Source organism: Nocardia sp. CDC159, assembly GCF_023740735.1.
Lineage (GTDB): Bacteria > Actinomycetota > Actinomycetes > Mycobacteriales > Mycobacteriaceae > Nocardia > Nocardia pulmonis.
The window spans coordinates 59,113-83,538 of record NZ_JAMRXH010000007.1 but is presented as its reverse complement, the minus strand read 5'-3'; the positions used below and the strand labels follow the sequence as shown (position 1 = coordinate 83,538).

At 68.4% G+C, this 24,426-nt stretch carries 28 protein-coding genes; 9 read left to right on the top strand and 19 right to left on the bottom strand.

The genetic code is table 11. The annotated features are described in order from the left end of the window. Positions 1–69: 69 nt before the first annotated feature. Genes NDR87_RS17395 through NDR87_RS17350 form a run of 10 tightly spaced genes read right to left on the bottom strand, consistent with a single transcriptional unit; the run spans position 70 to position 6,127 of the window. Entirely contained in the window at positions 70–489 is a 420-nt protein-coding gene (locus NDR87_RS17395; protein WP_251914124.1) for a hypothetical protein, read from the bottom strand. After that, positions 486–644, bottom strand: a complete 159-nt coding sequence (locus NDR87_RS17390; protein ID WP_251914125.1) for a hypothetical protein — start codon at positions 642–644, stop codon at positions 486–488. Before NDR87_RS17390 ends, NDR87_RS17395 begins: the two co-directional genes overlap by 4 nt. Before the next feature lie 30 nt (positions 645–674). Continuing rightward, a complete protein-coding gene (locus tag NDR87_RS17385; protein WP_251914126.1) occupies positions 675–1,064 on the bottom strand; it encodes a PPOX class F420-dependent oxidoreductase in 390 nt (129 codons plus the stop codon). Continuing rightward, positions 1,061–1,645, bottom strand: a complete 585-nt coding sequence (locus NDR87_RS17380) for a type 1 glutamine amidotransferase (protein WP_251914127.1) — start codon at positions 1,643–1,645, stop codon at positions 1,061–1,063. Before NDR87_RS17380 ends, NDR87_RS17385 begins: the two co-directional genes overlap by 4 nt. Further along, complete coding sequence (locus NDR87_RS17375) at positions 1,642–2,073, bottom strand: RidA family protein (protein ID WP_251914128.1); 432 nt, start codon at positions 2,071–2,073, stop codon at positions 1,642–1,644. The genes NDR87_RS17380 and NDR87_RS17375 overlap by 4 nt, the downstream gene beginning before the upstream one ends. Continuing rightward, positions 2,070–2,876, bottom strand: a complete 807-nt coding sequence (locus tag NDR87_RS17370; RefSeq protein ID WP_251914129.1) for a hypothetical protein — start codon at positions 2,874–2,876, stop codon at positions 2,070–2,072. The genes NDR87_RS17375 and NDR87_RS17370 overlap by 4 nt, the downstream gene beginning before the upstream one ends. Continuing rightward, positions 2,873–3,931, bottom strand: coding sequence for an N-acetyl-gamma-glutamyl-phosphate reductase (gene argC / locus NDR87_RS17365; protein WP_251914130.1), 1,059 nt, complete (start codon positions 3,929–3,931; stop codon positions 2,873–2,875). Before argC ends, NDR87_RS17370 begins: the two co-directional genes overlap by 4 nt. Next, a complete protein-coding gene (locus NDR87_RS17360) occupies positions 3,928–4,779 on the bottom strand; it encodes a RimK family alpha-L-glutamate ligase (protein ID WP_251914131.1) in 852 nt (283 codons plus the stop codon). Before NDR87_RS17360 ends, argC begins: the two co-directional genes overlap by 4 nt. Next, positions 4,779–4,958 carry a hypothetical protein gene (locus NDR87_RS17355; RefSeq protein WP_251914132.1) on the bottom strand — a complete coding sequence of 60 codons (180 nt, stop codon included), beginning with the start codon at positions 4,956–4,958 and terminating at the stop codon, positions 4,779–4,781. The genes NDR87_RS17360 and NDR87_RS17355 overlap by 1 nt, the downstream gene beginning before the upstream one ends. Beyond that, positions 4,955–6,127: a hypothetical protein gene (locus tag NDR87_RS17350; protein WP_251914133.1), complete on the bottom strand. Its 1,173-nt coding sequence runs from the start codon at positions 6,125–6,127 to the stop codon at positions 4,955–4,957. Before NDR87_RS17350 ends, NDR87_RS17355 begins: the two co-directional genes overlap by 4 nt. Before the next feature lie 188 nt (positions 6,128–6,315). Here NDR87_RS17350 and NDR87_RS17345 point away from each other — a divergent pair, with 188 nt between their 5' ends. Further along, complete coding sequence (locus NDR87_RS17345; RefSeq protein WP_251914134.1) at positions 6,316–6,948, top strand: LysE family translocator; 633 nt, start codon at positions 6,316–6,318, stop codon at positions 6,946–6,948. Here NDR87_RS17345 and NDR87_RS17340 read toward each other — a convergent pair. The 5 genes from NDR87_RS17340 to typA all read right to left on the bottom strand — a co-directional run bounded on the left by NDR87_RS17340 (position 6,943) and on the right by typA (position 14,229). Continuing rightward, the gene (locus tag NDR87_RS17340) at positions 6,943–7,863 is read right to left on the bottom strand and encodes a LysR family transcriptional regulator (RefSeq protein ID WP_251914135.1); all 921 of its coding nucleotides are present in this window, start codon (positions 7,861–7,863) and stop codon (positions 6,943–6,945) included. The genes NDR87_RS17345 and NDR87_RS17340 overlap by 6 nt on opposite strands. A 168-nt stretch (positions 7,864–8,031) precedes the next feature. Continuing rightward, the gene (locus NDR87_RS17335) at positions 8,032–9,276 is read right to left on the bottom strand and encodes an ATP-grasp domain-containing protein (RefSeq protein WP_251914136.1); all 1,245 of its coding nucleotides are present in this window, start codon (positions 9,274–9,276) and stop codon (positions 8,032–8,034) included. Positions 9,277–9,476: 200 nt separating this feature from the next. Beyond that, entirely contained in the window at positions 9,477–10,394 is a 918-nt protein-coding gene (gene mshB, locus NDR87_RS17330; RefSeq protein ID WP_251914137.1) for an N-acetyl-1-D-myo-inositol-2-amino-2-deoxy-alpha-D-glucopyranoside deacetylase, read from the bottom strand. Beyond that, positions 10,391–12,145, bottom strand: a complete 1,755-nt coding sequence (locus NDR87_RS17325; RefSeq protein WP_251941175.1) for an ABC transporter family substrate-binding protein — start codon at positions 12,143–12,145, stop codon at positions 10,391–10,393. Before NDR87_RS17325 ends, mshB begins: the two co-directional genes overlap by 4 nt. Before the next feature lie 182 nt (positions 12,146–12,327). Continuing rightward, complete coding sequence (gene typA / locus NDR87_RS17320) at positions 12,328–14,229, bottom strand: translational GTPase TypA (protein WP_251914139.1); 1,902 nt, start codon at positions 14,227–14,229, stop codon at positions 12,328–12,330. Positions 14,230–14,395: 166 nt separating this feature from the next. On the opposite strand from typA, the gene NDR87_RS17315 reads away from it, so the two are divergent. Both NDR87_RS17315 and NDR87_RS17310 read left to right on the top strand, forming a co-directional pair. Then, positions 14,396–14,572, top strand: coding sequence for a hypothetical protein (locus tag NDR87_RS17315; RefSeq protein ID WP_251914140.1), 177 nt, complete (start codon positions 14,396–14,398; stop codon positions 14,570–14,572). Positions 14,573–14,593: 21 nt separating this feature from the next. Then, entirely contained in the window at positions 14,594–14,887 is a 294-nt protein-coding gene (locus NDR87_RS17310) for a 4a-hydroxytetrahydrobiopterin dehydratase (RefSeq protein ID WP_251914141.1), read from the top strand. Here the strand turns inward: NDR87_RS17310 and NDR87_RS17305 are convergent. Beyond that, entirely contained in the window at positions 14,829–16,142 is a 1,314-nt protein-coding gene (locus NDR87_RS17305; RefSeq protein WP_372494214.1) for a mannosyltransferase, read from the bottom strand. The two genes, NDR87_RS17310 and NDR87_RS17305, sit on opposite strands and share 59 nt — an antisense overlap. Before the next feature lie 315 nt (positions 16,143–16,457). Here NDR87_RS17305 and NDR87_RS17300 point away from each other — a divergent pair, with 315 nt between their 5' ends. Both NDR87_RS17300 and NDR87_RS17295 read left to right on the top strand, forming a co-directional pair. Further along, on the top strand, positions 16,458–17,258 hold the full coding sequence (locus NDR87_RS17300) for a hypothetical protein (RefSeq protein WP_251914143.1): 801 nt from the start codon (positions 16,458–16,460) through the stop codon (positions 17,256–17,258). Between the two features lie 262 nt (positions 17,259–17,520). Then, positions 17,521–17,838 carry a hypothetical protein gene (locus tag NDR87_RS17295; protein ID WP_251914249.1) on the top strand — a complete coding sequence of 106 codons (318 nt, stop codon included), beginning with the start codon at positions 17,521–17,523 and terminating at the stop codon, positions 17,836–17,838. Between the two features lies 1 nt (position 17,839). Here NDR87_RS17295 and NDR87_RS17290 read toward each other — a convergent pair whose 3' ends face one another. Then, the gene (locus tag NDR87_RS17290; RefSeq protein WP_251914144.1) at positions 17,840–18,559 is read right to left on the bottom strand and encodes a DUF1906 domain-containing protein; all 720 of its coding nucleotides are present in this window, start codon (positions 18,557–18,559) and stop codon (positions 17,840–17,842) included. Positions 18,560–18,734: 175 nt separating this feature from the next. Further along, positions 18,735–19,862, bottom strand: coding sequence for a hypothetical protein (locus NDR87_RS17285; protein WP_251914145.1), 1,128 nt, complete (start codon positions 19,860–19,862; stop codon positions 18,735–18,737). A 415-nt stretch (positions 19,863–20,277) separates the two neighbouring features. On the opposite strand from NDR87_RS17285, the gene NDR87_RS17280 reads away from it, so the two are divergent. Genes NDR87_RS17280 through NDR87_RS17265 form a run of 4 tightly spaced genes read left to right on the top strand, consistent with a single transcriptional unit; the run spans position 20,278 to position 23,783 of the window. Next, positions 20,278–20,928 carry an ABC transporter permease gene (locus NDR87_RS17280; RefSeq protein ID WP_251914146.1) on the top strand — a complete coding sequence of 217 codons (651 nt, stop codon included), beginning with the start codon at positions 20,278–20,280 and terminating at the stop codon, positions 20,926–20,928. Continuing rightward, positions 20,921–22,081, top strand: coding sequence for a betaine/proline/choline family ABC transporter ATP-binding protein (locus tag NDR87_RS17275; protein WP_251914147.1), 1,161 nt, complete (start codon positions 20,921–20,923; stop codon positions 22,079–22,081). Before NDR87_RS17280 ends, NDR87_RS17275 begins: the two co-directional genes overlap by 8 nt. Further along, positions 22,078–22,836, top strand: coding sequence for an ABC transporter permease (locus tag NDR87_RS17270; protein ID WP_251914148.1), 759 nt, complete (start codon positions 22,078–22,080; stop codon positions 22,834–22,836). Before NDR87_RS17275 ends, NDR87_RS17270 begins: the two co-directional genes overlap by 4 nt. Then, complete coding sequence (locus NDR87_RS17265) at positions 22,833–23,783, top strand: glycine betaine ABC transporter substrate-binding protein (protein ID WP_251914149.1); 951 nt, start codon at positions 22,833–22,835, stop codon at positions 23,781–23,783. The genes NDR87_RS17270 and NDR87_RS17265 overlap by 4 nt, the downstream gene beginning before the upstream one ends. 2 nt (positions 23,784–23,785) lie before the next feature. On the opposite strand, the gene NDR87_RS17260 is transcribed toward NDR87_RS17265, so the two are convergent. Next, positions 23,786–24,301 carry a hypothetical protein gene (locus NDR87_RS17260; RefSeq protein WP_251914150.1) on the bottom strand — a complete coding sequence of 172 codons (516 nt, stop codon included), beginning with the start codon at positions 24,299–24,301 and terminating at the stop codon, positions 23,786–23,788. Between the last annotated feature and the right edge of the window lie 125 nt (positions 24,302–24,426).

The following is a 24,426-nucleotide window of genomic DNA, read 5'->3' as shown; positions in this document are numbered from 1 at the left end:
GAAAACATCGCAAACTGAGTACGAATAGCGAATATTCGTGGCACGAAGCCGTCACCCGGCCGCGAGCGGTCAGACCCGAACCGGCGGAAACGCCTTGCGGAACAGATAGAACCCGGCCGGAATCAGGCCGCAGGCCAGCAGCAGGGGCGAGGCCCAGTCGTCGGTGAGCAGCACATCACCGCCGGGCCCGGCGGTCGAGCAGATCAGGAACCCGAACAACCACGCGATCAGCGGCAGCGACATGGCCGCCGGTCGGTCGACGACCGCACCCATCCCCGCGATCAGCGCCACATTCCCGACCGCGGCCACCGCGGCGGCGATCGGAAACGGCGTGGCCCCGATATACGTCGGCAGATACAGCACCTCGAGGGCGAGCGAGAGCAGCCCGTCGAGCACCAACACCACGGCCAACACGGCGCCCAGCACCGACCAGGCGGGCCCGCGCGTCTCGGCGGCCGGTTCCAGCCGGTCGATCGAGGCCGCGGTCACGGCACCGGCGGGAAGCCGAGCAGCGTCAGCAGGTGACTCTGCACATCGACGAAGCCGTGCAAGACCGCCAGGTAGATATCGTGCTGCGCCTGCCAGTACGGCTTCTGGCTTTCGACGAACGCCGCGATGGCGTCCTGCAGGGCCCAGTTGTACATGGCGTCAGTCTAGGCCGGACGGTCCGCCGCTCAGCCCCGCACGATCACCCGCCGCGGCGTCACCGTCACGACGACCCGCCGCGTCTGGGCGGTATCCAGGGTGAACGGATTGCCGGTGTACGCACGCGACAGCCGCTGAATCAGCTCGCCGGCGGGATCGTCGCGCATCGTGACGGTGCCGCGGATCTCGCAGTACCCATAGGGATCCCCCGGTTTCGACACGAGAATGGTGGCCCGGGGACAGCGGCGGAGGTTGGCGTATTTTCGGCGCTGCTTCGTGGTCGAGAAGATCACGGTGTCCCCGTCCGATTCGACCCAGACCACCGACAGCTGCGGCGTCCCGTCGGGCTCGATGGAGGCGATATGGGCGAAGTTGGGTGCGGCGAACCATGCGGCGACCCGTTCCGGTATGTGGTTCACGATCGGCTCCCTTCCGCGGGCAGCAATCCGGCGAAGCGGGCAAACCTGGCAATGAGGGCGAAGCCGTCGGGGCGGAATTCGAGATGGGCCTGGGAGCCGACGATTCTGCCGTCGTCCGAGCGAATCACCTCGACGGGACAGTCCGGGGCCCACCCGATCTTCCGGAAACCCGCGGGCACCTCGCCGACATACCGCGTATGCCGCTGAAACAGCGAGACCGTCGAGGGTGCGCCGCCGAGCACGGAATCGCGCGGATCCAGTTCCACCTTGTGGTTGCCGATCCGCTGTTTCCCGCGCGTGAGTCTCGCGCCGTAGGCCAGCGCGATGATGTGCATACCGCCGCACACTCCGAGGGTTGGCGTGTGCGAGTCGGTGAACAGGTCGACGATTCGCGAGTAGTCGCCGACGTCGGCCGGGATCTTGGTCCCGCTCAGCACCAGGGCCTGATACTCGCCGATCCGCGCGGGCGCCTCGGCGCACGGGACCACCTCGGTGCCGAGGCCGAGGGATTCGAATCGCCGCCGCAGCGCGGCGATGGACAGGCTGCCGTTATCGATGATCAGGACTCGGGGCGCGATCAACGGACCTCCTCCCCGCCGGTCGTCGAGAGCACGGCGGTCGCGGTGACCTCAACCAGGAACTCCGGGCTGGCCAGGCCGCTCACCTGGACGATGGAGCTGGTCGGCGGCGGATCGCCGACCCTGCTGTCGCGCACCCGTTTCACGGCCTGGAAGTCGGCCCGGTCCACGATGTGGATGACGATGCCGACCAGATCATCGATGGTGCCGCCCGCCGCGTCGAGGATTTCGGACACGAGATCGAAGATCACCTCGGTCTGCTTCCCGGCGTCACCGAGTGCGGTCGGCATTCCGTCGCGGCCCTTCGCGACCTGGCCGCTGATCGACAGCAGCGCGGCCTCGCCCGAGAGCGGCGTGCGGATCGCGGTCGAATAGTTCCCGGCGGGCGCGGCGTGCGATGCGGGTTTGACAATGCTGCGTGACAGGCTCATACCGAGGTCCCTTGCGTTCGATGGTCGGTGATTCTGGTGCCCGAACGACCGCTCAGCAGGTCGGTGATGGTTCCGCTGCCCAGCACGACCGTGGCCACCCCGTGGTCGATCGCCTCGGTGGCGGCCCGCAATTTCTTGCGCATGCCGCCCGTGGCGGTGCCGTCGCGGTGGCGCGCGGCGAGCCGCGGCGTCAGGGTCGTCATCGGTTTCCCGTCGACGAGGAAATGGGAAACATCGGTCACCAGTACGAGATCCGTCGCGCCGGTGGCCCCCGCGAGCGCCGCCGCGGCACGGTCGGCATCGGTGTTGACGGTGCGGCCCGCCGGATCCGAGGCGAGCGGCGTGACGATCACGCAGTCGGCCGCCCGGTGCGCGAGCCGCTCGACGTTCACCTCGCGGATCGGACCGACGAGGTTGTCGATCTCGACCAGTTGTCCGTCGCGCCACCAGAGGCGTTCGCCCGCAGCGGTATTCAGCAACCCGTCGCTGCCGACGATCTGATCGACCCCAATGCCCCGGGCGGACAGGTTCCGCGCGATTCCGGCGCGGATCTGTCCGCTGACGGCTCGAATGTCCCGGATCACCGCGGGCGTGGTGTACCGGCTCCGATTGCCGTACCGGTCACGCAGGAACGCACCCGGTTCGCCGTGGGCCGGATCGAGCGACCGCAGCGGCCGCGACCAGCCGTGAACCAGGAGAACGGCCGTGCGCCTGGCGTTTTCGGCCAGATCGTCCCACCACCGGTCGTCCAGCTCGTCGACGCAGCTGCCGCCCAGCTTGATCACCGTGTTCACCCGGCTCATACGGGGGCCACCGGCTGCATCTCGAGACCTTCCTCGGCGCGGTGACCGAGGCGGTGATTCATGGCCTGCACCGCCTGGCCCGCGGCGCCCTTGATCAGGTTGTCCAGGGCCGCCAGGGCCACGACCCGGCCGCCCGCGGCGTCGGGCATGACGGTGAGATCGCAGAAATTGGAGCCGACGACGAAATGCGGGTCGGGCATGGGCACCATCGTTTCCCGGTGGTCGCGCACGCGCACGAAATGCTGACCGCGGTAGTAGCGCAGATAGGTTCGGGCCAGGGTGCGCGCGTCGAACTGCTTGTCGCTCAGCACATAACAGCTCGCGAGCAGCCCGCGGACGTGCCCCACCCCGTAGGCGGACATCATCACGGTCAGCTCCGCGTCGGGCGCCCGCCGCGCCAGAAACCCCTCCACCTCCGCGGCATGCCGATGGCCCCCCGGCGCATACGGGGTGATCGCGCCGCTGCGATAGGAATGCAGATTGCCGCGCCGAAGCCGCTGACCACCACCGCTGGAACCACTCTTGCCGTCGATGACCACCGTGCTCCGCCGCAGCCCCAGTTCGAAGACGAGCGGGGCCAGGGCCAGGGTGACCGCGGTCGCATAGCAGCCGGGCAGCGAGATGAGGTTCGCGGTCGCGAGCTCGTTCGAGATCAGTTCGGGCACACCGTAACTGAACCGCTCGGCCCATCCCTGATCCCGCCGCACCGCCGGGTACCACTGCCGGTGGACCTCCTCGGAACGGATGCGGAAGGCCCCGCTCATATCGATGACCACCGTTGTGTCGTCGGCGATTTCGGGTATCAGCCGCGCCGACACCGCCGGTGGGGTGGCGAAGACGACGACATCGCAGCGCCGACGCACCTCCCCCGGCTCCACCCGCTCGACCACCAGGCCGTTTCGCGAGCGCAGATTCGGATGCAGCGCCACCACGGTCTCGCCGACATTGCGCGACCCGCCGAGGAAGACGGCGTCGAGGTGCGGGTGCTGATCGATGATCCGGATCAGCTCGCCGCCCGCCATACCCGATGCGCCGATCACGCCGACCCTGGTCATGTCAGCAACCCCCGCAGATGATCGCCGACCGCGGCCGCGATATCGATCCCGGTGGCCGCCGCCATCGCGCGAAACGCCGGAGCGTGATTCACCTCGTTCACCACCGGTCCGTCCGGCCCCTCGAAGAGGTCGACGCCGTAGATGCCCGGCCCGAGCACGCCGACGACCTTGTCCACGATGTTCTCGATATCGCCCCCGTGCCCGACATATCGCTGCCGGGAGCCGACTGCGGCATTGCTGCGCCACTCGTCGGAGCCCGTGCTCTCGAACTCCGCGGCCGCGACGATTTCGCGGCCGACGACGAAGCATCTGATCGACCGCTGCCCCAGATAGCGCTCGACCAGGGAGGCCTGTTCGAAGGAATGTCCGAGATCCTCGATGTAGTCGTAGAAGGACTGCGCGGTGCGCCGCTCGTGCACCAGGAATACCCGGCGCCCCATGCCACCGAATACCGGCTTGATTACCAGCGGCAGCGGCAGCTGTTCCAGGGCGGTGCGGAAGTCTTTGCGCGACAGCACGAGTCGGAACTCCGGCACCGGGACGCCGACCCGGTACAGGACCCGGCGCAGCGTCAGTTTGTTCTCACACATGTGCACCGCGTCGGCGGTGTTCACCGTGCGCACCCCGGATGCCTCGAGCACCCCCGCCAGGAGCCCGCCCCGGGTATAGCTGCGACTTCTGATGAGCGCCAGCTCGATCTCGCGCAGCGTCTCGTCCGGCGGCACGCCGAGCGTCATCGACTCGTCGTTGCGCCACTGCGCGCGGATGTCGCCGTCGGCGAGCCGCCGCATCAGCTCGCGTTCCTCCCAGCCGATCCGGTCGGCGACGATCGCGACGACACCGCTCATCACTGGCCCCAGTCGCGCAGCTGCGTCTCGACCATCTCCAGGTCGAGCCGACCCTCGGTGATGGCGTTGATCCGCAGGGTCAGAACGCATTCCGGGCAGGTGAACGTATCGCCCACCGGCAGCTCAGGGATGACGATGGGTGTTTCGCACTCGGGGCAGACGCCCTTAAGCTCGGTCATTTTCCCTCCGAAACGAATTGGACCGGCAGATAGGCCGATCGGGCGAGTTGACGAATCCGCTGCTGATCGAGCACCGGATTGCCGTGTTCGCGCTGGTATTCGACGAGCCAGTCGCAGAACCGCGTCGAGTCGACGTCGAGATCCGTTCCGGCCAGCGCGAATTCGACCAGCGCGGGCGACAGTCTCGACCGCACCCGCAGCGATCGTCGATTCCCCACCGTCTCGGCGGGGGTGGTCTCATAGGCATCGGGATGGCGCAGCTGTCCCAGCAATTCGTAGGCGTAGGCATGCCGGGTCGTGGGTCCGGGCATGAACGACGAGCCGAACCCACCGCGGCGGACGGCCTCCTCCGTCAGATGCGTCAGCATCGACAGGTCGTAGCGCTGGTCGCCGTACGCCGCCCGCAGCGAGCACAGCAATTCCGCCAGCGGACAGTTCCCGCCGCGTTCCCCGATTCCGCCGACGGTCGTCGAAATCCACGCCGCGCCCGCCTCGAAGGCGGCCAGCGAATTCGCCACCGCCATCCCGAGCATATTGTGGGAGTGCATCTCTATTTCGGCGCCGGCGATGGCGGACAGGTGTCGAACGATATCCCCGCAATCCCACGGCCGAAGTGTCGCGACCGTCTCGGCGAGCCGAAATCTGTCGGCGCCCGCCGCGAATCCCGATTCGACATACGATATCAATCGGTCCAGTTCGGTGCGGGCGCCGTCCTCTCCACTGAAGGTGACGTGGAAGCCGCGCTCCTTCGCCTCCCCGATCGCGGTCCGCGCCAGCGACTTCAGATAGTTCGAACTCGGCGAGGCCAATTTGAGTCGGGCATGCTCGACGGAGGTCGGGACCGAAAGCAGGATCGAGCGACACCCCAGCCGCCGGGCCTCCTCCAGCGCCGCGACCACCTGTTTGCGGTCCCTGACCATGACCAGGCTGGAGCTGCGTTCGGGCCCCACCGCCTCGTGCACCGCCGCGATGAGCGGGGTGTCGCGGGAATCGGGACCGGAGACGATCCCGACCTCGATGAGGTTCACCCCGATGTCCCGGAGCAGACGCGATATCGTCGTGGCGTCCTCCGGCGTGAACTCCACGCCCGCCATATGCGCGGAATCCCGCAGCGTGGCATCGGATATCAATGGCAATCGTTGGATGTGATCGGTCGGTGATGAGTCCATAGACATTCCCCCGTACGAAGGTAGGTACATCGTCCCGGATATGAATATCGTGGCATCCTTGCCGCAGCCGAACAACGACGATCCACTTAATCTATGTTTACGCTTGCTTAACTTCCAATCGAGAGCAGTATCGGTGCCACAGTAATTAGGGGGTTATCCGTCACGGGCGGGGATGTTGTGATTTCCGGATGAGGTCGGAGTTGATTGTCGCCTTCGCGGGAGTGTGCGTCGTCCTGAACCTCGTGCCGGGGCCGGGGATGATGTTCATGATCGCCCACGGCATCAGTGGCGGCCGCCGTGGCGGCCTGGTCGCGGCCGCGGGCATGGCCACCGGCACCCTCGTGCACACGGTCGTGGCGGCCATGGGATTGACGGCCCTGCTACATGCCGTGCCCGCCGCGCTGGAGATCGTCAAGATCGCCGGTGCGGTATTCCTGCTGTACCTCGCGGTGAGCACCCTGCGTGCGGCGAAGCGGCATGCGGCGCTCGGGCCGGACCCGAGCGAAATGCGCAACGGGCTACGCAGAACATACTTTTCGGCGATATTGACCAACCTGTCGAACCCCAAGGTCGTGCTCTTCTACCTCGCCTTCGTCCCCCAGTTCCTCACCTCGGACGGCTGGCCGGTGCCCGCGCAGATACTCACACTCGGCGCGCTGTTGATCGTCATCGGCCTGTTCATGGACGGCGCCATCGGAGTCACCGCGGGGACGTTCTCCGCGATGTTGTTGCGGCGACCGGGATTTCGGCTGTGGCTCGAGCGACTGTCGGCGGCGATATTCGGTGGGCTGGCGCTGCACCTGCTGACCCAGCAGCTATGAGGTGTGCGAAACCCGCCCGGCCGCATCGAGAAATCGCTCGATCAGCGCCGAATGCGTACCGCGCAGCCACAGCGCCGTGAGATGGGCCGATTGCAGGCCGCGCAGCGGAACCAGGTTGATGCCCGGCGCCAGCACGGTGTCGGCGATCGAGGCCGTGGTCGCCAGGGCGACCCGGCTGCGGATGATGCGGTCGACGACCTGATCCATACCCGATTCGGCCACGATGGCGCGCCGCCGTATCGGGCGCCCGGCGGGGGTGACGGGCGGAATCCAGTTGTCCATGAACCAGTTCGGCAGCCGCGGCGCGGGCAGGACCAGGTCGTATCCGGGCAGTTCCTCGATATCCACCGACGATTGCCGCGCCCACGGATGGTCGGGCCCGACCGCCATCACCCTCGGGCTCGTGGCCAGTATCGGGCCCAGCCGCAGATCGGGCTCGAGCCCGTCGTAGAGCGTCGGCGGGCCGGGCATCCACAGCAGCAACACATCGGCATCCCCCTCGCGCACCGGTTCGGCGAAGCGGGCCAGCTCGTCGAACGGCAGGGTGGCCACGCACACCCCGGGGTTGGCACGCTCGAATGCCGCGACATAGGTGTGCACCCGGCCCATTCCAGCCGCCAGCATATATGCCACCCGTAATGTCCGCTCCCGCCCGCGCGCACGCTGTGTCGCATTCGAAACTGCTTGCTGCAGTTGCCGATACGGGGGGCCGACCTCGGCCAGCAGCGCCTCGCCCGAGGCGAGCAGCTCCACCCGGCGGCTGTTGCGAACGAACAGCGGCTCGCCGATCTGCCGCTCCAATTTCCCCACCAGCTGGCTGATTCGCGCGGGCGTCAGGTGCAATCGCATGGCGGTTCGACCGAAGTGCAGTTCCTCGGTCAGTACCAGAAAAGCCTCGAGCTGACGCGTATCCAACTGACAGACCATCCGAACACCCCCGTAGAGACACCGGTGGCATCCCAACGGGAAGCTGCTCCACCGATGGTCGAAGCCCTTGGTCTGGACAATCTCATGTCTATCCGGGCCAGCGGCCCCGGGCAAGCCCAAGAAACCGGGTGGTTTTGCGGGACAACACAATCGGCATTACGTCGCCGGCGCGAGCTCCAGCAGCGCACCGCGCCGGTCCCATTCGAGCACCCGCTCGACATCCCGCAGCAGCACCCACTGATCGGAGTTGGCGAGGATCACGCTGCCATAGGAGGTGTGCGGATCGGCCGTGCGCGCGACCCGATCGCCGGGGAGCTGGGCGCAGGTGTCGAACAGGTAGCTGTCGAGTTCGCGGCACCGTTCGTGCACGCGATTCGCCGCCACCGTGCCATCGGCCGAGACGGCCAGGAAGCATTCGACGATCTTTCGGCGCAACCGCGGCCGGACATCGGTCTTGCGCAGGAAATCGGCGGCGGAGATGCGCGCCGCCAGGGCGAGGTCGATCAGCGAATGCGTCGACGATTCCGCCACCAGCCGCGGGCCCAGGCCGCCGTGCATCCGGGCGGCGGTCCGGATGAGGGTCGGCCCCTGCTCGGTGAGGACGACCGAGCTGTGGGCGGGGCCGTTCTCGATACCCAGCGCGTCGAGCACCCGCTCGACGTATTCGACGATGCCGGGCTGCTCATCGATCTCGGCCGAGGACAGCGTGCGCGGGATCGGGGTGCCGTCGACGATCTCCTCCGCGTAGCGGAACAGGGCGACGACGAAGTGCGATCCGTCCAGGGAAACGGTGTCCACCACGAATTCCGGCCCGGCGATCCGCTCCCGCACCAGCACTTCCGCGCTGGCCGCGCCGGAATGGTCCGGGCGTTCGAGCAATTCGACACAGGCGGCGCGAACCTCGCGCACGCCGGAACAGATATGGACGCGACCGGGCGCGCACGACTCGACCGGCTGCACGACGAACTCCGTCGAACCGCTGTCGGCACACCACGCCACGACGGACTCCGGATGCGCGGACCGGTACTGCGGGAGGTAGCGCAGACCCGCCTCGCGCAGCCGCCGATGCATCGGGAACATATCCCTGCGCACCGTCGAGGGACCGAAGTTGGGACGCAGAATCCAGTGCGCCGCAAGCGCATCGAACACCTCGACGCCCGGCTCGGAGCCGCAGACGATGTGATCGGGCCGACCGCCGCAGAGGCGCTCGACCGCCAGCACGGTCTCGACGATATCGGTGTGCCGGACCTCGCCCACATAGTCGGCAGGTGCGTAGCGCGCCGTCGAATTCGCGGGCAGGGCGGTCGTGGTGATGACGGCCACCGAGTCGATGCCGTACAGCTCCTTGGCGCGGCGCGCCAGGACGCCGCCGCTGGAGAAGGGATCGACTACCACTAGCATGCTGCCTCGGATTCAGGTGATTCGACACGGTTTCTGTGAATGCGCCCCCGACGCATGACGTGACATACGACATCAGCTCGGAGCGGACTGCGCAACTCGAGCACAGCACAGTGAGCAGGTTGCTCGAGCGGGGATTAGTTAACTGTGCACACCTTGAGCACAATGACCCGTTTGGGCGATTTGACCGTTCAAGCGGACCGCTACCGGCCCGGCGAGGGCAACCCCGCGAACAGGTCGTGCTCCCGCCCGTCCGCACCGACCGGCCCCAGCCGCCCGCGCACCAGCAGATAGTGCTCCTCCGGGAGCACGGGCTGCGCGACATTGTTGGACAGGGCGAATTCGCGGCCGGAGGGGGCGACGCTCACCTGGGTGGCATGGGCGCGCAGCGCGGCGCGCTTGGCGGCCAACACGTCGGAGACATCGATGGCCGTGGTCACCGATTCGCTGGGGACACAGGGCAATTCGCCCTCGGCGGGCAGGCGCCAGCCGGACGGGAGCGCCCCCGGCAGCCGGTCCACGGTGCGGCGGGCCAGGGCCTCGGTGTGCAGGCGCAGAACCGTCGCGTCGGTGACCGTCCAGTAGACCTTCGGTGTGGCCCAGCCCTTTTCGGCGGCGGCGTCGACGGCGTCCATCGTGACGCGGTGGGCGCGAACATGATCGGGATGGCCGTAACCGCCGCGCGGATCGTAGCCGATCACCACCCGGGGGCGCAGCTCGAGCAGGATGTCGACCAGCGCCTCGACCGCGGCCGGACCCGAGTTCACGAACGCGCGCGGATGCGGCGGTTGCATCGGCTTCGGATCGGCGGTCGTGCCGGACATCCCGGAGTCTCGCCAGCGCCCGGCCCCGCCCAGGAAGGTGGGCGGACCCGCGCCCAATTCGCCCAGCGCCCTGGCCAATTCACCGATCCGGAAGCCGCCGAGCTGATCGGCCTGCGCACGCACCAGCCGTGCCCACCGCTCCCCGATGACCTCGCCCTCCTCACCGAGGGTGCAGGTCACCACGGTCACCGGCACGCCACGACGGCGATAGTGGGCGATGGTGCCGCCGGTGGTGATGGTCTCGTCGTCGGGATGGGCGTGCACCAGGACCAGACCGCCGGTGGGCGCGGCACTCACGACAGCCGCCGCCAGGTGGCCGCACCGGCGAACATGCCGACCTGGGTGGAGCCGGTCAGCGACACCCCGTCCATCCGCGAACTGGCCGCGGCGACCCCGCTGTCCTGCACGATCGGCAGCACGGTCGCCAACTCCCACAGCTTGGGTTCGGCGTCGCCGAGCACCCGGGGCACATCGAGTCCGCGCAGCCCGGTGTCCAGCTGCGGCTGCAGCGTCGGATCGCATACCCCGGAGATATTGCTGGGCGCCTTGCGCATCGCGTCGAGCGCGGCCGCGGTGGCCCTGTCCTCGGACGGGGTGGGCGGCGGGGGCGGACAGCCGTAGCGGGAGGCGAGCAGGGTCGCCGGATCCTGACCGGCGCGCTCCCAACCGACGATCGCATCGACCGTGCCGTCCAGCAGATCCTTGCCGTAGAGCTCGTCGGCGGGCAGGCTGCGCACGGTGGCATCGATTCCGGCGCTGCGCAATTGATCGGCGGCCGTGCTGGCGACCGCGAGGGTGGTGGGGTCCTTGTCGACCGCGCCGATTCGAACCGTCAGCGTCTTACCGTTCTTGGCGACCGGTCGCGGCTGCGGGGCGGGCGAGGTGGGCGAGCCGCCCTGCGGCGTCGGCTCGGGCGCGCGGCCGAATCCGGCCTCGGCGAGCAGTGCGAACGCTTCGTCCACCGACGGCCGCGGCGGCGCGGTCGGGGCGTAACCCGGATCGGATGGCGAAAGTATCTGGGCGCGTACGGGTTCCACCCAGGCCCCGGTCTGCGCGCCGACCGTGGCGAGCAGGGCCGGATCCAGCAGCGCCAGCACGGCGCGGCGCACCCGCGGATCGGCCAGCTCACCGACGCGGGCATTGAGGGCCAGCTGCATCTCGCGGGCCTGTGCCTGCACCGCGGTGCGCAGCGCCGGAATCGCGGCCAGCTGCGCCTGCACCGCCGCGCCGCCGTGCACGAGCGCGACCTGGGCGTCGCCCGAGCGCAGCGATTCGGCGAGCTGGGCGGCGGTTCCGCCGCGCCGCAACAGGATCTGGTCCGGGATCGCGGGCGTACCCCAGTAGCGGTCGTTGCGATCGAGCAGGATTTCCTCGCGCCCGGAATCGGCCTGAGTGACCCGGAACTGCCCGCCGGAGATGGGGTTCTGATTGATCAGCCCCCGCTCGACGGCCAGCGCCCGCTGGAAACCACCGGGCTGATCCTTGAGCAGATGCGAGGGCAGCAGATCGGTGAACAGCTCCCGCCACGCCGGATAGGGCGCGTTCATGGTGACGGTCACCGTCTTGCCGCCATCGGAGGAGGCGACGTCGGAGATCAGCCGATAGCCCGCCGGATCCACCACACCCGGCTGGGTGATCATCTGCTGCCACAGGTAGTGGAAGTCCTCCGCCGCGATCGGCGCGCCGTCGGACCACGAGGCCTGGTCCTTGATCCGGTAGGTGATCGTGAACGGCTCCTGCGCGGTCACATCGGCCGAGACCATCAGGGCCGTGTCGGGCAGCCAGTCGGTGACACCCGGCGTGGTCGGCGAGGGCGCCGGTTTGAACGGGCTCGGAAACACCATCGAGGCAACGGCATTCGTCGCGGGCGACTGGTTGGACCGCAGATGCGGATTGAACCCGATCCCGATGTCGTCGACCGCCACCACCACGGTGCTCCGGGTGGGCTTGGTCGGCGTCGTCTTCGGGCTGTCGGTGCTCTCGATCGGCGGCGGCGGATTCGCGGTACAACCGGCGAGCACCGTCACCAGTGTCGCCAATACACCCACTACGCGCCCTGCCCGCCTCTCCGCGTTTCTGGCCGTACCAGTCACGTGCCCCTCGGCTCGGTCACAGGTCCAGCGTCGAGTGCGTGGCCGGGTTTTGGGCGTGCCCGACGAGTTACCCATGTGCTCACCAAATCAGTCGGCAAGTTTGCGAGTCAATTCGGCCGCGCGCAACACGCCGAACGCTACGCGTTCTGGGCGGCGCGGTCGCGGGCCTTGCGGCGCGACAGCTCGCGGGCGCGCTCGTTGGCGCTCAGAATCACCTTGCGGACGCGCACCACGTTCGGGCCGACCTCGACGCATTCGTCACCGGCGCAGAACTCCAGTGCCCCTTCCAGATCCAGCACCAGCGGCCGGGCCAGGGTCTCGAGCACGTCGCCGGTGGCGCTGCGCATATTGGTCAGCTTCTTCTCGCGGGTGACGTTGATGTCGAGGTCCTCCGCGCGCGGATTGATGCCCACGACCATGCCCTCGTAGGTGTCCGCGCCCGGCTCCACGAAGAAGGTGCCGCGGTCGGCCAGCTGCAGCATGGCATAGGCGGTGACGCTGCCCGCGCGGTCGGACACCAGCGAGCCGGTGTGCCGGGCGCGGATCTCCCCGGCCCAGGGCGCGTAGCCGTGCGAGACGGCGTTGGCGATGCCGGTGCCGCGGGTCTCGGTCAGGAAGTCGGTGCGGAAGCCGATCAGGCCGCGCGAGGGCACGATGAATTCCATCCGGACCCAACCGGATCCGTGGTTGGTCATCTGCACCATCTTGCCCTTGCGGGCGGCCAGCAGCTGGGTGATGCCGCCGAGGTGCTCCTCGGGCACGTCGATGGTGAGCTCCTCGTAGGGCTCGTGGATCTTGCCGTCCACGGTGCGGGTGACCACCTGCGGCTTGCCGACGGTGAGCTCGAAGCCCTCCCGGCGCATGGTCTCGACCAGGATGGCCAGCGCCAGTTCGCCGCGGCCCTGCACCTCCCAGGTGTCGGGGCGTTCGGTGGGCAGTACGCGGATCGACACGTTGCCGATCAGCTCCTGATCCAGGCGCGCCTTCACCATGCGGGCGGTCAGCTTGGTGCCGCCGTTGCGGCCCGCCAGCGGCGAGGTGTTGATGCCGACGGTGACCGAGATGGCGGGCTCGTCGACGGTGATGCGCGGCAGCGCGACCGGATTCTCCGGATCGGCCAGGGTGTCGCCGATCATGATCTCCGGAATGCCCGCGACGGCGACGATATCGCCCGCCACGGCCTCCTCGGCCGGATTGCGTTCCACGCCAACGGTCTTCAGCAGCTCGGTGATCTTCACCGTCTTGGTGCCCTCGGCACTCATCCAGGCCACGTTCTGTCCCTTGCGCAGGGTGCCGTTGTGGATGCGCACCAGCGCGAGGCGACCCAGGAAGGGCGAGGCGTCGAGGTTGGTGACGTGCGCCTGCAGCGGGGCGGTGGCATCGCCCTTGGGCGCGGGCACGTACTTCAGGAGGACCTCGAACAGCGCGTCCAGGTTCTCCGCGTCGGGCACCTGCCCGTTCTCCGGGCGCTCGGTCGAGGCCTTGCCCGCGCGGCCCGAGGCGTAGAGCACCGGCAGGTCCAGGGCGAGCTCGGCGGCCTCGGCGGCCTCGTCGTCGAGATCGGAGGCCAGATCCAGCAGCAGGTCGTGGCTCTCCTCGACGACCTCCTCGATCCGGGCGTCGGGCCGGTCGGTCTTGTTGACCACCAGGATCACCGGTAGCGAGGCGGCCAGCGCCTTGCGCAGCACGAAGCGGGTCTGCGGCAGCGGGCCCTCGGAGGCGTCCACCAGCAGCACGACGCCGTCGACCATGGACAGCCCGCGCTCGACCTCACCGCCGAAGTCGGCGTGGCCGGGGGTGTCGATGACATTGATCACGGTGACGCTGCCGTCGGGGTTGTGCCGGTGCACGGCGGTGTTCTTGGCGAGGATGGTGATGCCCTTCTCGCGCTCGAGATCGCCCGAATCCATCACCCGGTCGACGGGCTCGGCCCGCTCGGCGAACGCACCGGACTGCCTGAGCATGGCATCGACCAGCGTCGTCTTGCCGTGGTCGACGTGCGCAACGATCGCCACGTTACGGAACTCGACAGACGACACGTTTGATTCCTCCTGCTGAATGAAGTGGTTCGGCCGACCCTCGCCGTAGAGGGGACGAGCAAGACAGGTGCGGAAACTTCGCACCGGGCATGCGGCCAGCTACACAGTACCGAAATCCGGGTGGCCACCAATTTCGGGCATTCCTCTTAGGGTATGCTTACCTACCATGGGCAAGGTGAAGGCGAAGAAGGTCTCGAGCCTCAAGCCGAAGAAGAAGTGCTGTCGCAAGTCGACACGCTGCGTGAAGTGCCCTGTCGTCATCATGCGGATGAAGAAGGCCGAGGCCGCAGGGGTGTGCGGCAAGGACCTGAAGAAGGCGCTGAAGCAAGCCCGCGCGGCATAGTTCGTGGGGTAGAACCGGGGTATGAGTACCCCATTGCTCACCGACGACGAATTGGCCGCCGCCCTGAAGGATCTGCCCGAGTGGACCCATACGGGCAACTCGATCGCGCGGACCGTCGAGGCCCCCTCCTTCCTGGCCGGAATCGAGCTGGTCCGCAAGGTGGCCGAGGCGGCCGAGGCGGCCAATCACCACCCCGATATCGATATCCGCTGGCGGCGGATCGTTTTCACCCTCTCGACCCACGATGCCAACGGTCTCACCCGGCGGGATGTGGATCTGGCACACGAGATCGACCGCCTGGCTCAGCTGAGTTGACGTCCGCGCCGCCGGGCCCGGAGCGGGTGCGCCGGGCCCCGGCGCGAATGATCCAGCCGAACAGCGCCAGCACGCCGATCACGTCCACCGCGCCGAGCCACGACAGAATTCCCGGGCGTGAGATCTCCCAGATCGTGGGCTGGAAGAACGACAGGATCCAGGGCACGCCGACCAGCGTGTTCAGCAACCAGTACGCCGCGAGCACCCGCGCACCCGCGATCTCCCGCAGCGGCCCGTACAGCAGCCACAGGATCAGCGGCAGCAGCCAGACGAAGTGGTGCGACCAGGAGATGGGCGAGACCATCAGCCCGAACAGTTGCACCACCAGCAGCGTCCCCAGCCGGTCGTCGAATGCCAGTGCGCGCCAGGCCAGCACGGCCAGCACCGCGATCACCACGACCGCGCCCAGCCACCACGGCCCGGCCGGAATCCGATGTCCGGCCAAATACCAGGGCGCCCCGGCGTCGTGGCCGAGTAGGCGGCTGAGCGCGCCGCGCAGCGATTGATTCCACACCGAGCCCACCGGCCCGATTCGATTGGCATCGCCGAGCAGCGGGCCGAAATACGTGCGCGTCTCCCCCGGTGAGATCGCGAAGCTCAGCCCGATGGTGCCCGCGAACACCACCGCCGACCAGATCGCCGCGGCCCAGCGCCGTCGCGCGGCCAGATACAGACCGGTGACGGCCGGAGTCAGCTTCACCCCGGCCGCGACGCCGACCAGCAGGCCCGACAGCCACCAGCGCGCGGAATAGGCGGCGAGCATCCCGGCAAGCACCAAGAAGACATTGACCTGGCCGTAGTCGATGGTCGTGCGGACCGGCTCGAGCCACAGCCCGACCGCGGTCCAGCCGATCGCCGCGGTCCGCCAGCGGGGTTCGCGGGCGGCCTCGCCCAGTAGCAGCGCGAGGCTGATCCGCACCACCGCGTACAGCGCGGCCACGATCATCAGCAGCCAGCCGATCGCCACGATCGTGAACGGCAGATAGTGCAGCGGATAGAACATCACCGCCGCGAACGGCGGGTAGGTGAACGGCAGCGGAAAGTCGGGCGTCTTCTCCGAATAGGTGAAGTCGTAGAGGTGCCCGGTGCCCAGATCGGCCGCGCCGCCGACGTAGACGTGCAGATCGACCAGGTTCATCCCGTTCGGTGCGACCGTCATCCACAACAGCCGGATCAGCACCGACAGGCCCAGTGCGGCAACGGCTGTGCGACGTCCGCCGAGGACCGATCGCAGATTTCGAGTCACGGCGCGCAAGCTTTCGGGTCGGGTGCCGGGCCGGGACAAGACTAGCGGCGCGGGCCGACCGGTATACGGGCGACGGTCCCCGCCCCGCGGAGTCCGAGCGGCTTTCGACACATTTGTAACACTTGTATCTCTAACCACTCCTGTAACAGAAAGGAGGGCTATCTTCTGATCACACGCCGACCGACTTGATTACTCGACCAATAAGTGCAGGCAAGATCACACCACGGCTGTACAACACAGGGCTCGATCCCTAGAGTGACGCGCAGCGATTGCGGTTCGCACTCGCCGACGTCGATGTACCCAGAGGTAAGGACGGCTACACCAGTGCTTCGCAGCAGAGGAACGCGGTTCGCATTGTCCGTGCTGGCCCTGACGGCCGGCACCGCGCTCGCCGCGTCGACGACCGCAGTCGCCGCTCCGGCCCCGAAGCCGCAGGAATCCGCGACCGTTCCGCTGGTGCCCGAAGGTGTACCCGTCGACGCGTTGGCCGCGCTGGCCCCGGCCATTGTCGGCGCCGCCGCGCAAGCCGGCAACATCGCCTCCCCCGGCCAGCAGACCATCCTCGATCAGGCTCAGGCCCTGCTCGATTCGGCTGGCCTGCCGCCGCAGATCAAGAAGACGCTGCAGGCCATCATCGCCTTTCTCAGCGGCAGCAATGGTGGCGGACCGGACATTCCGAAGAACGGCCCGGCCATCGCCCAGTTCCTCTACCCCAGCATCGGCAAGGGCTGCATCGGCGCGGGCGCCGATTCGGTGGGCACCGCGCTGGCCGTCCCCGGCCCCGCCGAACTGCCGCCCCCGGGCCCCGGCGCCAACCAGGCGGGCTTCGTCTTCACCGCCCTGGGCACCAAGGGCCTCACCCCTCAGCAGAATCCGCCGATGACCGTGCAGTGGCTGAACATCGACACCCAGCAGGGCGGCGTCCTTCCCCTGACCGACGAGGCCCACATCAACCCCGACGGCCCCGCCACCCTCACCGCCATCGCCAACACCGGTCCCGGCCGCGTCGTCGCGGTGGTCTCCGGCTCCCTCACCACCCAGCCCAAGCCCGACCAGCCCCCCATCACGTGCTCCTTCCTCCCCACCCTCGGCTTCTTCACCGTCGCCCCCACCCCCACCCGCTAGCCGCCTACCCAAACCACCCCGCACGGCCTTTCCCACCAACACGGCGGGGCTTGGCCTTCTCGATTTCCTCGATGGAGGCGGAGCGGACGTCGAGGACCCCTACGCGACACTCCGGGCTTTTCGTCCCGATCCAGCTTGGCTCGCCCTCGGCTGTGGTAGACCGCTAACTATGGCGACTGTCGATCGGATCGTACGGTCAGCACGTTCGGATTCGGGCCGCTCGCAAACGGATTCCGGCTCGGGGCGGCATTCCCGCCGGTCGGTGCTGTCGCGCCGCTCCTACAAATCGGTGTTGTCGACCCGCTCGCATCGGTCGATCCTCTCGATTCGCTCGGAGGGATCGATTCTGTCGATCGGGTCGGCGTATTCGATTCTGTCGATCGGCAGCGTGGGGTCGGTGCTGTCGGTCGGGTCGGTGGGGTCGTTCTTCAGCCTCGGCTCGGCGTTCTCCGGCCTGTCGCGCTGGTCGCTGTTCTCCTGGATGGGCGATCGGGCGGCCCCGGAGGTCCGGCCGGTGCTGCGGGTGGTTCCGGAGGAGCCGGATCTGACCCTGGATCCGACCTTCCACTGCCAGACCTAGTTCACCACTGGCCGTACCGCTCGGCGAGGATCGCGTTGACATCGACGCCGATCCCGTCGACCGTGCGCTGGTCGATCTCGAATTGATGCAGGTGGGCGGCGGAGTGCACATGGCCCTGCGGCGTACCCCAATTGTGCTGCCAGAACCAGGAACCCAGACCGGCGGCATGCGCCCAGTCGATGGTGGGCGAATTGGCATAGACACCCACCCGCTCGTTGCCCAACACCTGCTGCCAGCCCAGTAGATACGGCGCGATCATCGCGCCGAAGTCGGCGGCGGAGGGATTGTCGTCGATGGAGGCGTAGATCGGCACGTTGTCGGGACCGCCCGCCTCGGTGTGCAACTGGAGCGCACGCTCGGCGTGCCGCTTACCGGCCTCCAATCCGCCGCGCCAATCGGCCGTCGGCCCCTTGCCGAACTGATAGCAGGACACGATGCTCAGCCCGACCGCGCGCAGGGCCTCGACCTCGCCCGCCCGCAACGGTTTACCCGCCATCCATTCCGCCCCGGGCCGTCGATCCGAGACGTAGCGGATGACTCCCACGTGGCCCGCATCGCGAATGGCCTGCGCCGCGGGCACCCCACCCGCGTAATCGAGCAGCGTGCCGAGCTGGTCGCGCTGTCCGGTGGCGGTCGGAGCCAGCGCCGACACACCCGCGGCCAACGCGGCCCCGGCGGTGTAGCCGAACAGGGTCCGCCGGGATATCGGAACCGAGCGCATCGACGACCTCCTTCACGCGGTGACCACGGCAGGAAAGTGCCCGGCGCGCCTTCCCCGACGACATCGCCGATGCCATCCGCGCGCCGGGAGCCTCGAACGTCGACTCATTTCACCACATGCACACCCGAACCGCCAGGCACACAGGACACATCAACACCACAAGTCACACGGGCTGTCAGCCGATCTTGTCCAGCCGCGCGGCCACATCGATGGTCCGCCCGGACGCATCGGCCAGCTCGGCCCGAACGACCCGGACCACCTGCACGGCGATCTGCTTGCGAATCTGGCCCACCGCCCCCAGCGCCCTGGCCCGCCACCCCTGCGCCTCCAGCTCGACCACCACATCCTCGGCCTCCGGCGGCGGCACATCGATGACGATGAGCAGCGGATCGGCCGCGCGGGCGAGCAGCACCAGCGGAATCGACACCTCCGCCCGATAGCGATTGGCCTTGAGCACATCCACGGTGATGTCCAAGCCGACCGGCACCACCAGATCGAACGACACCGGATCCACCCCCGCGCGCTCGGTCAGCCGCGGCATCCGCACCGTGCCCTCGACCGCCACCGTCGCCGCCTCCCGCGGACCGGCGTGAATCGGCCCGACCTCGATGTCGCGCCCGGCCAGCCCCGCCACCACCTCGCGCACCCGGTCGGCGGTGACGATCCGCGGGAAGAACCTGCGGCCGAACTCGGCATAGTCGATCCACTCGAACTCGACCCGCGAAAGATGCTGCGAGCGGACGCCGTTCATGATGGCCTCGACATCGAAGACCCGAGCGCGCCGGGCGGCGGGGTCGGCGATCATGCCGTTGAGCCGGTTGGCGACCTCGCGCTGCACCAGCGCCGCGATCGGATCCAGCAGCAGTTCGAAGGCCGCGCCGACGGCCTGGGCGCGCATGACGAAACTGACGTCCCGCGACCGAATCCGCGGAATATCGATGACGATCAGCAGCGGATCGGCGGTGCGGGCGTGCAGGGTGAGATCGATCTCGACCACCGCCTCCAGCCGCAGCCGCTGCCCGCCCAGGGTCACCGTGACGTGCATGGTCACCGGCACCCGCACCTCGAAGGTGACGTGCGGGCCGCTGCGCGCGATGACCGGCTTGCCCACGCTGCCCTCGGCGACCAGTCCGGCCAGCCCGGCGGGCCCGATGGAGAACGGCCCGATGGTCATTCCCCGTCCGGCCATCCCGGACACCGCGGCCTCGATACGCTCCGGAGTCACCGCATATCGGACGAAACGCTCGCCGAATTCACCGTATTCGATCCACGGGGGCGGATCGTGCTCGCTCGACTGTGGCATGAGTTCGGAAAACCTCGCTGTGTCGACTGGTCTCCGCGCGTCCTCTCGTCGGTTCGGCTCCGAGCGCGGCGATGGCGATGCAGGTCCCCGTCCTGCCGATGAGGGGGCAGCAGGACGGGGACCGCGACGGCGGCGCTGCCGGGCGCCGCCGGGTATATCGTAGGGCTCGGCGCACGTGGGCACCTTCCCCCGCCAGTCGAGATATCCACCCGCAGGGGCGGATACGTTGCACAGACGACCGGGATCGACGATACCCGCAACAACGCCGATTCGTAGTGCTGAATTCCGATGCCGACCCGTCCGTCTCGCCGATTGTGCTCGGCCCCGCCGGAGAAGAGGCGGAAATACTCCGGAAACGACCGCCGCGCCGATACACTCAGGCCCGCGCGAAAGCCGAGGAGTGGGAGGTCGGCACGTGGATACGCTGTGGACCTTTGTCGTCGACCATCGCAATCAACTGCTCACCGACTCGTATCTGCACGTCTCGGCCGTGGTCCAGGCGGTCGTGATCGCGACCGTGGTCTCCGTGCTCGTCGGAGTGGCCGTGCGGCGCAGTCCCTGGGGTTCGGCGCTGTCGACGGCCGCGGCCAGCATCGTTCTCACCGTGCCGTCGTTCGCGCTGCTCGGCATCCTCATTCCGATCATGGGACTGGGGGTGCGGCCCACCGTCACCGCGCTGGTGCTGTACGCGCTGCTGCCGATCCTGCGCAATACGATCGTCGGGCTGTCCAGCGTCGATCCGGCCGTGGCCGATGCCGCGCGCGGGGTGGGCATGAACCGGCTGCGCGTACTCACCGGCATCGAACTGCCGCTGGCCTGGCCGTCGATCCTGGCGGGCATGCGAATCAGCACCCAGATGATCATGGGGATCCTCGCCATGGCCGCCTACGCCAAGGGCCCCGGTCTGGGCAATCTGATCTTCTCGGGGCTGTCTCGCCTGGGCAGTCCGACCGCGGTCCCGCAGGCGCTGACCGGGACCGCGCTGATCATCGTGCTGGCCCTGCTGCTCGACGGCGCGCTCTTGCTCGTCGGCCGCCTCACCACCCCGAGGGGAGCCCGTGACTGAGACCGAACCGGCCGAGATCGTCCTGGACTCGGTATCCAAACACTATCCGGGACAGCGGGATCCGGCCGTCGACAACATCTCGCTGACCATCCCGGCGGGTGAGATCGTGGTGTTCGTCGGCCCGTCGGGCTGCGGCAAGACCACCACCATGCGCATGATCAACCGGCTGATCGAGCCGACCGCGGGCACCATCACCATCGCCGGGCGCGATATCACCGGCATGAATCCGGACCGGCTGCGCCGCGGGATCGGCTATTCGATCCAGCAGGCCGGGCTGTTTCCGCATCTGACGGTCGCGCGCAATATCGCCACGGTGCCGGGGCTGCTCGGCTGGGATCGCCAGCGGATCGCCGCGCGGGTGGACGAGATGCTGGCGCTGGTCGGGCTGGATCCGGACACCTTCCGCCACCGCTATCCCCGGCAGCTGTCCGGCGGTCAGCAGCAGCGCGTCGGCGTGGCCCGCGCCCTGGCCGCGGACCCGCCGGTGCTGCTGATGGACGAGCCGTTCGGCGCGGTCGACCCGATCACCCGCGGCGCGCTGCAGGACGAACTGCTGCGACTGCAATCCGAACTGCACAAGACCATCGTCTTCGTCACCCACGACTTCAACGAGGCAGTCAAGCTCGGCGACCGAATCGCGGTGCTGGGCAACCGATCCCGCGTGTTGCAGTACGACACCCCGGCGGCGATCCTGGCCGATCCGGCCGACGATACGGTCGCCGGTTTCGTCGGCGCCGACCCCGCCCTCAAACAGCTCACCCTCACCCGGGTGGCCGATATCGAACTCGGCGACTGCCCGACGGCGCTGGCCTCCGACCCACCCGAAACCATGCGCGCCGCACTGGCCGATAGGGACTGGGGCCTGATTCTCGACGACGCTCGCCGCCCCGCGCGCTGGATCTCCGAACCCCAACTCGCCCAAGCACATTCGCTGCACGACATCGGCCTACCGGTCACCGGCACCGTCCCGTTGCGCGCGAGCCTGCAGCAGGCCCTGGAGACCCTGCTCGCCGAATCCAATGCCAATGCCGTGGTGACCGGCCCGCACGGGGAGTACCTCGGCCTGATCACCATCGACTCCCTGGTGGCCTACCTCTCCGATCTGAGAGCCGAACATAGCGGCCGCGCAACGACTTCGGAGCAGCACCCATGAGCACCGTGGGGCCGCGTGCCGAAAAGCGGGCGGAGCGGATCCGGCTGCTGATCCAGCCCGTGCTCGCGCTCGCCGCCGCGGCGGGCGTACTCGCCTGGGCCTTCGACCGGCAGCTCACCGCGACCCAGCAAGCCAGCCTCAGCGCGGGCAATATCGCCACCGCCACCCGCCAACACGTGCTCATCACCCTGACCGTCATCGCGATCGTGCTGGTGGTCGCGGTGCCACTGGGCACCCTGCTGACCAGGCCCGGGTATCGAAGGCTCGCACCGGTTTTCGTGGGCATCGCCAATATCGGCGCGGCAGCTCCGGCGATCGGGCTGATCGTACTGACCTACCTGTGGACCGAAACCACCGGCTTCTGGGTGGGCGTGGCGCCGATCGCCTTCTACGCGCTGCTGCCGGTGCTGCGCAACACCATTCTCGGCTATCAGCAGGTGGATCCGATGCTCGTCGATGCCGGGCGCGGCCAGGGCATGTCGGCGGCAACTGTGCTGCGCCGCATCGAATTTCCGCTCGCCGTGCCCTACATCCTCGCCGGGCTGCGCACCTCGCTGGTGCTGGCGGTGGGCACGGCGACGCTGTCGTTCCTGGTCAGCGCGGGCGGGCTGGGAATTCTCATCGATACCGGATACAAGCTGCGCGACAACATCACACTGTGGGTGGGTGCGGTGCTGGCGGTGGCGCTGGCGCTGCTGGTCGACTGGCTCGGCGCACTCGCCGAACGCTTCCTCGGGCCACGGGGGCTGCGATGAGACGACTGCCCCTGCTGCTGTTGCTCCTCGGACTGGTCGCCGGATGTGGACTGGAGGCCGGTGGCGCGGTGCCCCTGCGGGTCGGCCCCGGCAGCATCCGGCCCGTGCCACAGCTCGAGGAGGTACGAATCACGGTGGGCTCCAAGGATTTCACCGAACAGAACATCCTCGGCTACCTGATCGAATTCGCACTCACCGCGGCGGGCGCCCAGGTGCGCGACCTGACGAACATCACCGGCTCCAACAGCCTGCGCGACGCCCAGCTGCACGGCCAGGTCGACGTGGCCTACGACTACACCGGAACCGGCTGGATCAACTATCTCGGCAACGAGCAGCCGATCCCGGACGCCGACAAGCAGTTTCAGGCCGTCCGCGACGCCGATCTGGCCGCCCACGGCATGCTGTGGGCGGAGATGGCACCGATGAACAACACCTACGCCCTGGTGACCACCGCCGACAGCGGCATCACCACGCTCTCGGACTACGCACGCCTGGTGAACACCGATCCGAATGCCGCGAACACCTGCCTGGGCACCGAATTCAGCGTGCGGCAGGACGGATTCCCGGGTATGGCACGCAAATACGGCATCGACGCGGGCCGCGCCCAGAAGCAGATCATGCAGGACGCGCTCGTCTACACCGCGGTCGCCAACGGCACCTGCCGCTTCGGATCCGTCGCCGCCACCGACGGCCGCATCCAGGCGCTGCGCCTGAAACTGCTCGACGACGATCTGGGCTTCTTCCCGAAATACAATGCGGCCCTGGTCATGCGCAAGTCGTTCGCCGACGCGCATCCGGAGGTCGCCGCGATCATGGCGCCCATCTCGCGACTGCTGACCAACGAGACCATCACCGAGCTCAACCGGCAGGTCGACGTGGACGGCCGCGAACCGGCCGTGGTCGCCCGGGACTGGCTGGTCGCCGGGGGCTTCGTCACCGCGCGCTGAGCTCAGGCCGCGGCCGTGCGCAACGCGAGCCAGCCGCCGCCGGGGTCGGCGAAACCGTGATACATCAGCGGAATGCGTTGGTCCACACCGAAATACCGATAGACGGCCAGCATCGCCCGGCGCACCGAGTACTCCTGGAAGTCGTCGATGCGTCGCGGCCCGATCGATCGCTCGGGCAGCAGCGCCAGCCGGGCCATCTCGGCCGGATCGCCGGTGTCCAGGCCCAGCGGGCCGTCGGCGATGTAGTGGTCGTGGAAGACCGCGCGCACCCCGCGCCGATCCGGGTCGGCGGCCGCGAAGGCGACCGCGTGGACCCGCACGTCCGGCAGGCGCGGCGCCTCGACGGCGGTCACCAATTCCGGGTCGCGCCGCGGCGCCCCGGTGACCGGGGCCTGCTCGAGTAGATGCAGCATGCTCGCGCCCCGAACCCGGGGCTCGGGGACCAGAAACAGGCTCACCACCGGCCCGGCATGCGTCGAGCAGGACAGGCAGATTCTGGTGTGCAGCGGATCGGCCATGCGGCCTCCTCCAGTGACGAGGGCCGGAGCTCCGGCCCTCCCGCGATCAGCGCATACAGGTCCGAAGTATGCCGAACGCCGGGTCACCCGACTCGGACCGATCTCCCCGGCATCCGACCGATACT